This is a genomic window from Bacillus sp. Bos-x628, assembly GCF_040500475.1.
GTDB classification, from domain to species: domain Bacteria; phylum Bacillota; class Bacilli; order Bacillales; family Bacillaceae; genus Bacillus; species Bacillus maqinnsis.
This window is the reverse complement of record NZ_CP159358.1, coordinates 1,053,425-1,066,518: the sequence shown is the minus strand read 5'-3', so window position 1 is coordinate 1,066,518 and position 13,094 is coordinate 1,053,425. Positions and strand designations below refer to the sequence as shown.

Here is a 13,094-nt window from a genome sequence, read left to right as displayed (position 1 = left end):
TTAATATCGGTGTGTTCCAGAAGGGTTTTAGTCAGATTATAAAATTAAGACAGTTTCTGTGAAGAAATTTTGAAGGAAGCGCTTTCTATCAATCGCAAAAAAGACCCCCTCTTAAATAGAAGGGGTTTACATTTGACTCTTTTCAATTTCGTCATCAATCAGCAGATCTTTTAATTTTTCTTCATATATGAGTTTGATGAGATCATAACTCCAGTTCATCATGTGATTCACCTCTTTTTCTTTTATCGTAAAGGAAAAGAGGTGGGGAAGCGTCAGTGTGTAGATGGAAATTGACGCCCCAACATGATGGATCAATTCATCATCCTTTGGATGTATTTATCCTTTTTTCACAACGATCTCATCATTTTCTACATCAACTGTAAATCCAGAGAGAGGTTCTTCATCAAGCAAGATCTCGGTCATTTGATCTTCGACATGCTCTTGAATGGTTCTTCTTAATGGTCGAGCACCAAAAGCAGGGTGGTAACCAAGCTCCGCAATCTTCTCTTTCGCTTCATCCGTTACTTGTACAGTTAAATTCTGCTCTTTTAATTGGTCTTTTAGCTCTACGAATAGAAGGTCAACAATCTTCACTAAATCTTCTTTGTCTAATGACTTAAATTGAATGATACTGTCAAAACGGTTCAAGAATTCTGGCTTGAAATAAGCGCTGAGAGAATCAATGAGTGATTGTTCTTCAATCGCTTCTTCCTGCTCAGACTGAAAGCCGACTTTGGCTGTGTCATCATTGATTCCCGCATTACTTGTCATAATGATGACAGTGTCTTTAAAGCTGACGGTTCTCCCTTGGCTGTCTGTTAAGCGGCCATCCTCCATCACTTGCAAAAACATATGTTGAACATCTGGGTGCGCTTTTTCAATTTCATCCAATAAAATAATGCTATACGGTTTTCTTCGAATTTTCTCAGTGAGCTGACCAGCCTCATCATGTCCAACATAACCAGGAGGAGAACCAATGATTTTTGACACGGAATGTTTTTCCATGTACTCACTCATATCTAAACGAATGATGGCATCTTTTGAGCCAAATAACTCTTCAGCTAATGTTTTTGACAATTCGGTTTTACCTACCCCGGTTGGTCCAACAAAAAGGAAAGAGCCAATCGGTCTGTGCTTAGATTTTAAGCCAGCTCGGCTTCTTTTAACGGCTTTCGCCACTTTTTGTACGGCATGTTCTTGACCAATCACTCGTGCTTTTAAGCGGGCTTCAATTTCTTTCATTTTTGTTTGTTCGTCAGCTTGCAGTTTGCCAACTGGAATACCTGTTTTTTGTTCTACAATGGTTTGAATGTCTTCCGCTGTGACGATATATTCTTTGTTATTTGCTTTGCTTTGAAGTCTTGCTTCAATGGCTTCTTCTTCGTCTCGAAGTTTAGCTGCTTTTTCATATTGTTCTTCTTGCAGTGCGGCTTGTTTTTCAGCGGCAATCTGAGCCAGTCTGTTCGTGAGTTCATCTTCACTTGCTACATCGAGGGTGAGGTTGGCTTTTGAGCCTGCTTCATCCATTAAATCGATGGCTTTATCCGGCAGATGACGGTCTTGAATATAGCGAGCAGATAAGTGAACGCAAGCTTTAATGGCTTCATCAGAATAAGTGACACCATGATATGTTTCATATTTATCTTGAATGCCTTTTAAAATCTCAATCGCTTCATCCGGTGTTGGCTCGTCAACGATGACAGGCTGAAAACGTCTTTCAAGAGCAGCGTCTTTTTCAATTTGACGATACTCTTTTAACGTGGTCGCACCTACTAGTTGAAGTTCACCTCGTGCAAGGGCAGGTTTTAAAATGTTACCAGCATCCATTGAGCCTTCTGCAGAACCTGCTCCGACAAGAAGGTGGATTTCGTCTACAAATAAAATGATATTTTTTCGACTTTGCAATTCTTTTATCAACTGCTTCATCCGTTCCTCAAATTGACCACGCACCCCTGTGTTTGCAACGAGTGAAGAGACATCTAATAAATAAATTTGTTTGTTTTTTAATTTATTTGGTACATCACCGTTTGCAATTTTCAGCGCAAGCCCTTCTGCAATCGCTGTTTTACCGACTCCTGGTTCGCCAATGAGAACCGGATTGTTCTTATTTCTTCTATTTAAAATCTCAATGACTCTTTCGATTTCTTCATCACGACCAATGACTGGATCAATGAGACCAGCATTTGCACCATCGGTTAAGTTTCGTCCGAGCTCATCGAGTAAGCCCTTTTGTTTTGGCTGCTTCTGAGCAGGAGCTTGTTCGGTTGGTTGAGAGAAGAATGAACTTCCTCCGAACAGGTTAGGTCCCATTTTCATTTTTGATTGCTCCATGAAAGAGGCGTAGCAGTCTTCACATAAAACCATTTGGCTACGGGACGAATTGACTTGCATATTCAGGCGAATAGTTGCTTCATTCACTTGACAATGTTGACAACGCATTTGCCATTACCTCCTTTAAATAAAGTTTGACTTTATTTGACCAATTGAATTTAAATAAAATGGTCTGTTGTTTGACCATCTTTGACTATAGTATACTCTGACCATCTTTGACTTTCAACTGTTTTGCTCAGAAAAGTGTGAAATCATTCTTTTTTGCCTTTAATCATGGTTTGTCCTTCTTTTCAAGGAACATGTCTCATAGGATAAAAAAGAGATAATCGAAAGTGATGGGTGCGGAGGGGTCACATGAAACGTTCAAATGAATCCGCTTTTCAGCTTGCCTTTGTATACGTAGGAACAGTGGTTGGGGCTGGGTTTGCGACTGGAAAAGAAATCGTAGAGTTTTTTGTGCGTTTTGGCTGGATTGGACTAGTTGGCATTATGATTAGCGGAGCGATTTTTACTGGTCTTGGCGCGAAAATGATGCTGATCTCTAAACGAATTGAAGCAGAATCGTACCAAGACTTGAATCGTTTTTTATTTGGAACAGAAGCTAGTAAATATATTAATATCGTGATGTTTTTTATTTTGCTTGGTGTCACCTCTGTTATGCTTTCTGGAGCGGGGGCTATTTTTGAGGAGCAGCTTGGGATCTCAAAGGAATATGGTATTTTTTTAACGATCATTCTCAGTTTAGTTGTGCTTTATAAGGGGTCGAAAGGTTTATTTGGCGTTAACGTCCTCGTTGTTCCTATGCTCGTATCCTTTTCATTAATTGTGTTTCTTGATTCATTTGTATTTAGCAGCAGTGAAAGCCAGGTACTTGCGATGCAATTGGGAAAGGCAGAATGGATGTTGTCTGCTGTGTCATACGGTGCTTTTAACTTAGCATTATCACAAGCAGTTCTAGTGCCAGTCGCAAATGAAATGACATCTGAAGCTGTCATTAAAAGAGGAGCGGTGCTTGGAGGTGTGATGCTTACACTCATTTTGCTTGCTTGTTTTTTATCCCTTTCTTCATTAGAAATGTTAGAGACATTTGATATTCCGATGGCTCAGGTTGTTTATCAAGTGGCTAACTCCATTCATCTCATCTATTTATTGGTTATCTTCGGTGAAGTCTTTACGTCAGTCATTGGAAATTTATATGGACTGGAGAGACAGGTGAGAGCCTATATTCAGATGAAAAGCATCAATACGATTTCCCTCATTTTGATTTGCTGTTATATTATTAGTAAAATTGGATATGGCACACTCATTTCAACGGTTTACCCAATTTTCGGTTATGTCAGCATCTTTTTTATCTTCTTTCTTTGTCTAAGGAAGGTGCCCGAATAACCGCTTTATGAAGAAAGGATGGCTTGTATTGAGAAAATGTGATACACTAGCCTCTGTGAAAATTGAACAAAATCCGTGATGACGGGAGAGGTTCTAGCAAAACCCTCTATAAAAAACTAAGGACTTGCCGTATCCTTGGATGTGGCATTTTTTATTTTTTATGGTTAGGGCACCTCATATCAATGTGAAGGTGTCTTTTCTTTTGATGTTGATAGGGGTTTTCAAGGAGCCTTTCAGAGCAGCGCTGCAAAAGGAGGAAAAATGGACATGAAAAATGAAAAAGCAGTCGTTGTCTTTAGCGGGGGACAGGACAGTACGACATGTTTATTATGGGCACTTCAAAATTTTCAAGAGGTAGAAACTGTTACCTTCCATTATAATCAGCGCCATCAAGAAGAAATTGATGTAGCAAAGCGCATTGCAAATAAACTGGGTGTGAAGAATCATCTATTAGATATGTCTCTTTTGAATCAACTGGCTCCAAATGCTTTGACAAGAGATGACATTGAAATTGAAGAAAAAGAAGGCGAACTTCCTTCCACTTTTGTCCCTGGAAGAAACTTAGTATTCTTATCCTTCGCATCCATTCTTGCGTATCAAATTGGGGCAAGACACATTATTACAGGTGTTTGTGAGACAGACTTTAGCGGCTATCCTGATTGTCGTGATGAGTTTGTGAAGTCTTGTAATGTGACAGTCAATTTGGCGATGGAGAAATCATTTGTGATTCATACGCCGCTCATGTGGCTGAACAAAGCAGAAACATGGAAGCTTGCTGATGAGCTAGGTGCACTAGACTTTGTGAAAAATGAAACGTTAACATGCTACAACGGCATCATTTCTGATGGCTGCGGGGAATGTCCTGCTTGCAAGCTGCGGAAAAAAGGATATGACACTTATATGGAAATGAAGGAGGCGAAGTAAGGTGCTTTCTCAAATGTATCCACAGACGAACCATCCGTATGCATTTGAATTAAATAAAGATATGCAGATATCGGCGGCTCACTTTATACCGAGAGAGGATGCTGGTGCATGTAGTAGAGTGCATGGTCATACGTACACCATCAATATCACTATTGCAGGAGACCATTTAGATGAGTCGGGGTTTCTCGTGAACTTTAGCTCACTGAAAAAGCTCATTCATGGGCAGTATGATCATACGTTGCTGAATGATCATGAGGAATTTTCCTCAAACGATTCATATAACATGCCAACAACAGAGGTTGTCGCAAAAACAGTGCATGACAAGGTCGCAGCATATTTATCGACATTAAATAATCGTCCTATTTGTGTACAAGTATTTGTAAGAGAGACGCCAACAAGCTATTGTATTTATCGCCCGAAACGAGTTGAATCGAATGACTAAAGCAATCCCGGTATTAGAAATCTTTGGTCCGACCATTCAAGGCGAGGGAATGGTTATTGGACAAAAAACAATGTTTGTCAGAACAGCCGGCTGTGATTACTCGTGTAGCTGGTGTGACTCATCGTTTACATGGGATGGGTCGGCAAAACATGAGATTAAGTGGCTTCAGGCTGAAGAAATTGTGAAAGAGCTGAAAAAAATAGGCGGAAATGCTTTTTCTCATGTTACCATTTCAGGAGGGAATCCAGCTCTTTTAAAGCAAATCGAATCACTTATTGACTTGTTACATGAAGAAGGAATAGACACAGCCCTTGAAACACAAGGAACAATATATCAAGACTGGTTCTTAAAGATTGATGATTTAACGATCTCTCCTAAGCCGCCGAGTTCAAACATGAAAACGGATTTTACGAAACTTACACGGATCATAGATGAATTGAAAAATGGGGACCGCCTGCAACATGCAAGCTTGAAAGTTGTCATCTTTAATGATCTTGACCTAGCATATGCAAAAGATGTTCATGCAAAATACCCAGAGCTTCCTTTTTATTTACAGGTAGGAAATGATGACACGGTCACATCTGATGATGCGTATTTGCTGACACACTTATTGGAAAAATATGAAGCACTTGTTGATCAAGTGGCAAAGGATCCAGACCTGAATCGTGTGAGAGTGTTACCACAGTTGCACACATTATTATGGGGAAATAAACGAGGCGTATAGAAAGGAAGAAATGATATGACGACAAGAAAACCAGAAGAATTAGAAGGTGTCACTTTATTAGGAAACCAAGGAACAAATTACTTATTTGAATATGCACCACAAGTACTAGAGACGTTTCCAAATAAACATACAAACAGAGATTATTTCGTAAAGTTTAATTGCCCGGAGTTTACATCTCTTTGTCCGCAAACAGGACAGCCTGACTTCGCGACCATTTATATTAGCTATATTCCAAACGAAGTTATGGTAGAGAGTAAATCTTTAAAATTATATTTGTTCAGTTTCCGTAACCACGGTGATTTTCATGAGGATTGTATGAATATTATCATGAATGATCTAATTGAGTTGATGGACCCAAAGTATATTGAGGTTTGGGGGAAATTCACACCAAGAGGCGGTATTTCCATTGATCCATATACAAACTACGGCAAGCCTGGTACGAAATATGAAGACATGGCAGAGTACCGCATGATGAATCATGATATGTACCCTGAAACGATTGATAATCGATAAGAGAAAGAAGTCATAACAAAAAGATGTGGTAAAATATCACTTCTAAAAGCGCCCAATAAATCTACAAAAATCATCCCTCACAACAGAGTGAAGGGATGATTTAATTCTTGCAGGGGTTATCTTCGCATGCGAGTTGTCGAGTATCGTTTACTTTGCATATTCCTCTTCATCATTTATTTTAGCATCAATTCTCTAATCAACTGAAATGTTATTATGGATAAGCGCACCTATTTAATGATAAATGGGATATATTGTTGAATTTCTCACCTTATTCAACGCTATTTTTTATCTTCTGCTATAAAACACAGCAAGTTTAGAGGGTCTGATTAATCGTTTAAATATTTTGGTTCATTCCTAACCTTTATACACTTTGGAGGTTCTGATGCCAGTGCTTTTTTCACTCCTGCTCCATCTCATACCATTTGCCGCCACTTCGATTCATCTGTGAATTCATTGGAAGTAGATGATCAATATCCCCAGACTCTTTGAAAATAGAGGCAATTAAATGACCACCATCATCTTTTGATAGTCGATCTGGTTTTCCAGTATTTGATTGGGCATATTGGTTTCTTTTGATCTCTCCGTATTGTAAATCACTTGCTTCGACTTTGACAATGCGGCCATAGTGATCTGTTGTGTAGGTGTAGCCTTGTTTTGTTGTATAAACGATATTTGGTTTTAACACTTTCTTTCGTTTCCACCTGACGAAATGTTCTCCATATTTAACGACTGTCGGCGGTGTTTTTGGTGCTGGTAATCGTCTGCCTGTCTTAGAGATCCCGTATCCTGGATTGTTGTCTAAACGTTTTGCCATGGAAAGAAGCTTATTTTTAATGTTTTCTCCATCAAACACATTATATGGCAGTTTTCCGCCGCCAGCTATTTGAAACTTTGGTGAGTACGGCAATAAATTCGGAATGGAGACATTATCGATTGATTTTGCTCCTTGTTCAAGTCCTTTTTTAATCGTTGTTTTAGCTGCAGATGTTCCTGTTTTCGTGATGGCTCCTGCACCTTTTGAGCCAAATACGATTTCTGCTAAAGAGCCAGTGGCATAGGCAAACCAATGTGCTCTTGAGTAGGCATCACCTTCAATGACCTCTTTTTGAAATGGTTAAACAGGATTAGAACAAACATTCTTAATCGCTAGATTTATATATGAATTTTTGCATACAAATACCCTCCTTTATTCGGAAGGTAATGTGTCAGTTTTATAACAAGTCTCAGTTGAAAATTTGACAAAACTTCAATCTTTATTTATATCTTTTAACATAGCCAAAAGGTCGTCACTAAGTTGGATATCAATAACTCCTGTCTCACTATCTTCATCATCTTCTTCAACAACAAATAACCCTTCAATAAATTCAGTAAACGTATCAGCGATTAGGAATAGGTCTTGTTCCCCATCTCTTAGTTCATGATCCCAAAAATAAATTTTCCCTTGATTTATTTCACTAACATCTAAACAAATTAGGTCTCCGCCGTCTGCGTCTGCGATAGGAATTATTTGTTCTGGCAATTGTTCTTTATATGTTTTTATGGCTTCTCGTATATCATAATCATTCTGCTCCAACCCATAAAACAATTCGACTGGCACTGATTCACCAACTAACCACACTGGTTTTTCTCTTAGATAGGTATATACATTGTCCTCAATCCAACATTCCCCGTATTCATTAATAAAACTTTTATAATCAGAAGAAATATGATATCCATTTTCTTCTTCTATTTTATTCATTTCGTTTAATGAGTTATTTATTTTGGTTGATCTAATATCAATGGCGTATTGATCAAGTTTGTCTTTAATCCGTTTAAAACTCATTTTAATAGCCTCCTCTTAAGTCTGATGCGGCACCAATATGTGGCACGTTTTTATGCAAATCAGTCGGAACAAGTTGTATCTTCTTAGTCTACTTTTTCTATAGCCAATTTATATCTAATACAAAAACCCTCCTGTATTTGGAGGGTAATGTGCTATTTGTTTTCTTCTTTATTTTTTATATATTCTTCGAGAAATTCTCTAACTGATTTTCTTTTCGGGTATATTCCTAAATGCTCGTATGCCCAAATTGCTTCCCTTTCTGATGAATACATTCCTTGGTTCAATACATCTTCGTAGTCTAAGTCTAAAGAGAATTTTCCATTTGCATCTAATTTTAGAGTTAGATTTGTCCATTTTTCTGGATTAATTAATTCATATGCTTGTTGTAGCTCTTCAAATAAATCATGTAATTTTATTAAATAATCGTTATAGATTGATTCACTTACATTATGATCTTCAGGTATATTATGTGAGTAACGATATTCATTTTCACCTATTAATCTATAATAAAAATTAATCTCTGCAGAATCGTCGAGTATCTCCGCATATAAACAAACTTCTTTCCATTCTTTTGGTATCATTTCATTAATAGTTCGTGCAATTTCACCATACAGAGTATCTAGTTTCTCTAGTTCCATTTTTATCCACCTTTTTGATTTTTAATAATTGATTTTTTAAAATCACCGTCTGCTATTGAATATTTAACAATGAAACGATCAGGTCTTAATGAATCATTCATATAGACAGGTTCAATATTAACTGAAACAGTCTCAGGCGGATTTTTCCTCAAAGCTGCCAACCACTCTTGTTCCAATTGATACCATTTCCCACCGCTTCTGTTAATCTGTGAATTCATCGGAAGCAGGTTATCAATATCACCTGAACCTTTGAAAATAGACGCAATTAAATGACCTCCGTCATCATCTGGCAGTCGATCTGGTTTTCCAGCATTTGATTGGGCATATTGGTTTCTTTTGATCTCTCCGTATTGTAAATCACTTGCTTCGACTTTGACAATGCGGCCATAGTGATCTGTTGTGTAGGTGTAGCCTTGTTTTGTTGTATAAACGATATTTGGTTTTAACACTTTCTTTCGTTTCCACCTGACGAAATGTTCTCCATATTTAACGACTGTCGGCGGTGTTTTTGGTGCTGGTAATCGTCTGCCTGTTTTGGAGATTCCATAGCTTGGATTGTTGTCTAAACGTTTTGCCATGGAGAGAAGCTTATTTTTAATGTTTTCTCCATCAAATACGTTATATGGCAGTTTTCCGCCGCCAGCTATTTGAAACTTTGGTGAGTACGGCAATAAATTCGGAATGGAGACATTATCGATTGATTTTGCTCCTTGTTCAAGTCCTTTTTTAATCGTTGTTTTTGCCGAAGCTGTTCCTGTTTTCGTGATGGATCCTGCACCTTTTGAGCCAAATACGATTTCTGCTAAAGAGCCAGTGGCATAGGCAAACCAATGTGCTCTTGAGTAGGCATCACCTTTAATAACCTCTTTTTGAAATGAATCAGAAATGGCTTTTCCAATGACTTTTGACGTTTCAATTGGGTGAGAAACAGCGGTGACAACAGATTCTACAGCTCCACCAGGGTCAGTGACAAGATCGTACATGCCGATCACTGTATCTTTTGCCACATCATAAATACCAACTGCTGCCCCTTTGATGCCATCAATCAATACATTTGACGCTTCTTCTTGTGCTTTCATTTGAAGAAGCTGACTGTAGTACATTTTTTGATCGTAAGAGAGATGTTCATATCCAATCTCATCTACTATCTCAAAATATTGATCTACTGATATGCATGATGGATCATCAAGTTTTGCCATGAACTCTTTGATTCTTCGTTTCTCTGCTTCTTCTTTTTTCACCTTTAAATACGCTTTCACCTGTGCATCTATTTTATCATGATTTTTGTACACTTCTGTCTCATGAAACGCTTTTGCATCATAATACATGGGCTGTGCGTGTTTCCCTTTACCGGTGGCTGCCATCATTTTGGTATAAAATGATGTAAGATGTTGCTCGATCGCTTCTGATTTTGCATATTCCGTTTTGAGTTCATGGTCTATTTTATGTAAGGCATCAATCGTTTCTTGTCGTTTTATATTCGCATCATCTAAGTGTTCGTTTACTTCTTTGCTAGAAAATACATCTAACTCAATCAGATCACGAATGTCATCAAAAATATTTGCAAGAGCTTCCTTTTGTTCTTCCACCATATCTTGATTGTTTTGAATGCCTTGTTTCACTTGAGATTCGAGAAAGTGCTCGTCAATAAACGTATGGCCTCCTAAAGACGCATCATCAAGCTTTCCTTTCACTCCATCTAAAAAAGCCTTTTGCATGTCAATAAAATCAAGATAGGTATTGGCATAAAGTGCAAGATCAGCATAAAAGGCTTTGATGTTATCTGCCCCTTTACCTGTGAACTCATCACCTAAACTAGCCACACCTTGTAATGCTTGTTTCAAATCTATCATTTCTTCGCGAAGTTCCTGATAGTGCTTCGCTCTTTCTTCCATAGCGTTTGTTAGTGCTGTTGCATCAAGTATTTTTCCCAGAAGAAGTCACTCCCTCCTATTCTGAACAAGGTCAATTTTACCAATGCAAAGATTGGCATTAAATAGGAAAAAAGATACAAAAAACTCAATAAAAGCGGACATGAATCAAGACACACCTTATTGTATTGAATGATCAGCACGTGAGTTTTTTCTGGGCAAAATATTTCGTTCGTGTTGTTTGTCTCTATCATACGGTGTTTCTCAGAAAATAAGGGTCCTTTCCGTGCATATCTGAACTATAAAACAAGTGTCCATAAAAAATGTACATTGAATCATATGCCATGACAATCAGTCAAAAGAGGTTCTTTTGAAGGCAAAAAAAGAGAAGAGTCATGTCACTCTTCTCATACAAATAGGAATAGAACTTGCTAGGACGGCTGGGGGCTACCAGCTCGTAATTTCATTATATAACACAGAACGTATGTTTGTAAATACGAATTGTGCTTTTTTTGCTTATCAGGTATGCTTTGAGATAAAATAGGGGCAATCAGTGGAAAACGGAGGCGTATGTGTTGGAGAACAGAGAAGAGAAAAGAGAGAAGCTGCTGATGGAGCTGAGGGAAGAGCTTCATATGCTTGAGCATCAAAATAAAGAACGCTATAAATGGAGTGCCTCCACATTGCTTGGGTTAATCGCACTGCTGATCGATAAAGGCATCATTACACCTGAAGAAGTAGAGATGTATAAAACAAAAGCAGAATTGCAAACCTTTCATACGCAAAAAGACTGACTTTCCTCACTTGGTGTCAGTCTTTTTATATGTCATTGTCTGTCTAGACAGCTTTGATTCGTAGATAGTATGTAATGATTGTTAGAATTGAGGATTGCAAATTAATGTAAGGAGTCTTTGATGATTTTATAATTTTTATGATTAACTACTGTCAGTGAGTCCAGTTCTAAATCTCTATAATTGTCCATGATGGTAACATCGACAATGACCGAGTTTTCATTTACTTTTTCAACCACACCCGTTAAACCATTTCTAAATTCAACCACATTTCCAATTTTTGCAATCTTCAACCGATTCCTCTCCTTTAAAAACAGATTTCATTCCCTATTAGAAAGTATTTTGCAATATTTTCATACCAATGTAAAGTATAAAGATATTTTTGCTTCGTTTTCCGTTGTACGCTTTTAAAACGAATGGTATATTTAATAATTGATCATGGCAGAAAGGGAGAGGTTTTTTTGACAGAAGAACAAATCCTCGCAATACTTGAAGCATTACGTAATGGTTCGGAAAAGCAAGTGACCATTCGAAAAGATGATTTTTTATTTTTTCGTTCAGTTTTAGTCAAGCAAGATGATTTTAAACATTTTCGAGGTATCGCAAAACATGGCGGAGATGTTATTTTTGAATATCTTAAAGAAGCCAGAAGCTAAAGCTTTTTCTCACATAGGAGAGAAAGCTTTTTTATTTTAGTTCTTTTGTCACAGTTTAAACCATGTTGATACAAATGAAAAGAAAATGTAATAACCCATCATCAGGTGCATAAGGATGATTATAGGAGAAAAATAGAGAATTTTAAGCGCTAACATTTCTATTTTTTTCATATTTAAACTAGGACATACCATTTAATGACGGAATTTGGACAAGCATGCAAATATTTGTGGGTGAAAATGTAAATGGCTCTTGTTAGAGTAGACAAGTATCTTACGGCCTACTTTTATTCAAGGAGGAACTAGATGAATGATAAAAATTCATACAGCTCTTTTTGTTATCCTTATGCTGATCTCAGCGGTGAAGGTGGACAATATACAGCAAAACCAAGGCACGTTAAGTCAGGAATTTGCACAAGCACCTGTAAAGCATCAGCTTTCATATATAGATAAAAAAGATAGTCAAATGGTTATTCCAGCATTTTCAGAGGGAAGGCATCAGCCAAAGGTAAAAATGCTTAGTACGTCAACAGAAAAAAAGCCGTCAGAATTTAAGCAAAAGAAAAAAGTGAAGTCTGAAACGACAAGCTCAAATGACAAAGTGCGTTATTCTAATGAAGAAATAGACTTGCTTTCTAGATTGGTACATGCTGAAGCAAAGGGAGAATCGTTTGCGGGTAAAAAAGCGGTGGCGAGTGTGGTATTAAACCGAGTAGAACATGGTTCTTTTCCTGATAGTATCAGAGGGGTTATTTATCAACGAAATGCCTTCCAACCTGTCACTGACGGAAGCATTCATGATAAGGCAGATCAAGAATCCATTAAGGCTGTGAAACAGGTAGCGAAAGAACATGACAGAACAACGAAAGCCATTTATTTTTATAATCCAAAAACAGCGACTGATGACTGGATTCGTTCTCGTAAAATTGTAGAGCGCATTGGCCGTCACGTCTTTGCTGTTTAAAGAAAAAGCAAGCAACGATAAAAAGTCGTTGCTTT

16 protein-coding genes and 1 riboswitch are annotated in these 13,094 nt (G+C 37.7%); of the genes, 9 read left to right on the top strand and 7 right to left on the bottom strand.

Features of this window, described 5'->3' with window-relative positions:
- Positions 1-336 precede the first annotated feature (336 nt).
- A complete protein-coding gene (locus ABVJ71_RS05565) occupies positions 337-2,439 on the bottom strand; it encodes an ATP-dependent Clp protease ATP-binding subunit (protein ID WP_353855992.1) in 2,103 nt (700 codons plus the stop codon).
- A gap of 246 nt (positions 2,440-2,685) precedes the next feature.
- On the opposite strand from ABVJ71_RS05565, the gene ABVJ71_RS05560 reads away from it, so the two are divergent.
- The 5 genes from ABVJ71_RS05560 to queF all read left to right on the top strand — a co-directional run bounded on the left by ABVJ71_RS05560 (position 2,686) and on the right by queF (position 6,320).
- Positions 2,686-3,717 (top strand): hypothetical protein, encoded by a 1,032-nt coding sequence (locus tag ABVJ71_RS05560; RefSeq protein WP_353855991.1) that lies wholly within the window; start codon positions 2,686-2,688, stop codon positions 3,715-3,717.
- An 81-nt stretch (positions 3,718-3,798) separates the two neighbouring features.
- Positions 3,799-3,843, top strand: a riboswitch (PreQ1 riboswitch).
- A gap of 141 nt (positions 3,844-3,984) precedes the next feature.
- Positions 3,985-4,641 (top strand): 7-cyano-7-deazaguanine synthase QueC, encoded by a 657-nt coding sequence (queC, locus tag ABVJ71_RS05555; protein ID WP_353855990.1) that lies wholly within the window; start codon positions 3,985-3,987, stop codon positions 4,639-4,641.
- A gap of 13 nt (positions 4,642-4,654) precedes the next feature.
- Positions 4,655-5,083, top strand: coding sequence for a 6-carboxytetrahydropterin synthase QueD (gene queD / locus ABVJ71_RS05550; RefSeq protein WP_353856572.1), 429 nt, complete (start codon positions 4,655-4,657; stop codon positions 5,081-5,083).
- Positions 5,076-5,807 (top strand): 7-carboxy-7-deazaguanine synthase QueE, encoded by a 732-nt coding sequence (gene queE, locus ABVJ71_RS05545; protein WP_353855989.1) that lies wholly within the window; start codon positions 5,076-5,078, stop codon positions 5,805-5,807. The genes queD and queE overlap by 8 nt, the downstream gene beginning before the upstream one ends.
- Before the next feature lie 15 nt (positions 5,808-5,822).
- Complete coding sequence (gene queF, locus ABVJ71_RS05540; RefSeq protein ID WP_353855988.1) at positions 5,823-6,320, top strand: preQ(1) synthase; 498 nt, start codon at positions 5,823-5,825, stop codon at positions 6,318-6,320.
- A 397-nt stretch (positions 6,321-6,717) separates the two neighbouring features.
- Here the strand turns inward: queF and ABVJ71_RS05535 are convergent, their stop codons facing one another.
- Complete coding sequence (locus ABVJ71_RS05535) at positions 6,718-7,227, bottom strand: DNA/RNA non-specific endonuclease (RefSeq protein WP_353855987.1); 510 nt, start codon at positions 7,225-7,227, stop codon at positions 6,718-6,720.
- A gap of 10 nt (positions 7,228-7,237) precedes the next feature.
- On the opposite strand from ABVJ71_RS05535, the gene ABVJ71_RS05530 reads away from it, so the two are divergent.
- Positions 7,238-7,378 (top strand): hypothetical protein, encoded by a 141-nt coding sequence (locus ABVJ71_RS05530; RefSeq protein WP_353855986.1) that lies wholly within the window; start codon positions 7,238-7,240, stop codon positions 7,376-7,378.
- Between the two features lie 188 nt (positions 7,379-7,566).
- Here the strand turns inward: ABVJ71_RS05530 and ABVJ71_RS05525 are convergent, their stop codons facing one another.
- From ABVJ71_RS05525 to ABVJ71_RS05510, 4 genes are all read right to left on the bottom strand, one after another.
- The gene (locus ABVJ71_RS05525; RefSeq protein WP_353855985.1) at positions 7,567-8,142 is read right to left on the bottom strand and encodes an SMI1/KNR4 family protein; all 576 of its coding nucleotides are present in this window, start codon (positions 8,140-8,142) and stop codon (positions 7,567-7,569) included.
- Position 8,143: 1 nt separating this feature from the next.
- Complete coding sequence (locus tag ABVJ71_RS05520; protein ID WP_353856571.1) at positions 8,144-8,200, bottom strand: hypothetical protein; 57 nt, start codon at positions 8,198-8,200, stop codon at positions 8,144-8,146.
- 94 nt (positions 8,201-8,294) lie between these two features.
- Positions 8,295-8,780, bottom strand: a complete 486-nt coding sequence (locus ABVJ71_RS05515) for an immunity protein YezG family protein (RefSeq protein WP_353855984.1) — start codon at positions 8,778-8,780, stop codon at positions 8,295-8,297.
- Positions 8,781-8,782: 2 nt separating this feature from the next.
- Complete coding sequence (locus ABVJ71_RS05510) at positions 8,783-10,675, bottom strand: T7SS effector LXG polymorphic toxin (protein ID WP_353855983.1); 1,893 nt, start codon at positions 10,673-10,675, stop codon at positions 8,783-8,785.
- Positions 10,676-11,226: 551 nt separating this feature from the next.
- Here ABVJ71_RS05510 and ABVJ71_RS05505 point away from each other — a divergent pair.
- A complete protein-coding gene (locus ABVJ71_RS05505; protein ID WP_353855982.1) occupies positions 11,227-11,445 on the top strand; it encodes a hypothetical protein in 219 nt (72 codons plus the stop codon).
- A gap of 101 nt (positions 11,446-11,546) precedes the next feature.
- Here ABVJ71_RS05505 and ABVJ71_RS05500 read toward each other — a convergent pair whose 3' ends face one another.
- Positions 11,547-11,735: a DUF2187 family protein gene (locus tag ABVJ71_RS05500; protein WP_353855981.1), complete on the bottom strand. Its 189-nt coding sequence runs from the start codon at positions 11,733-11,735 to the stop codon at positions 11,547-11,549.
- Between the two features lie 168 nt (positions 11,736-11,903).
- Between ABVJ71_RS05500 and ABVJ71_RS05495 the strand changes: the two genes are divergently transcribed.
- Both ABVJ71_RS05495 and ABVJ71_RS05490 read left to right on the top strand, forming a co-directional pair.
- On the top strand, positions 11,904-12,098 hold the full coding sequence (locus ABVJ71_RS05495) for a hypothetical protein (protein ID WP_353855980.1): 195 nt from the start codon (positions 11,904-11,906) through the stop codon (positions 12,096-12,098).
- 307 nt (positions 12,099-12,405) lie between these two features.
- Positions 12,406-13,059: a cell wall hydrolase gene (locus ABVJ71_RS05490; protein ID WP_353855979.1), complete on the top strand. Its 654-nt coding sequence runs from the start codon at positions 12,406-12,408 to the stop codon at positions 13,057-13,059.
- The last annotated feature ends 35 nt before the right edge of the window (positions 13,060-13,094 follow it).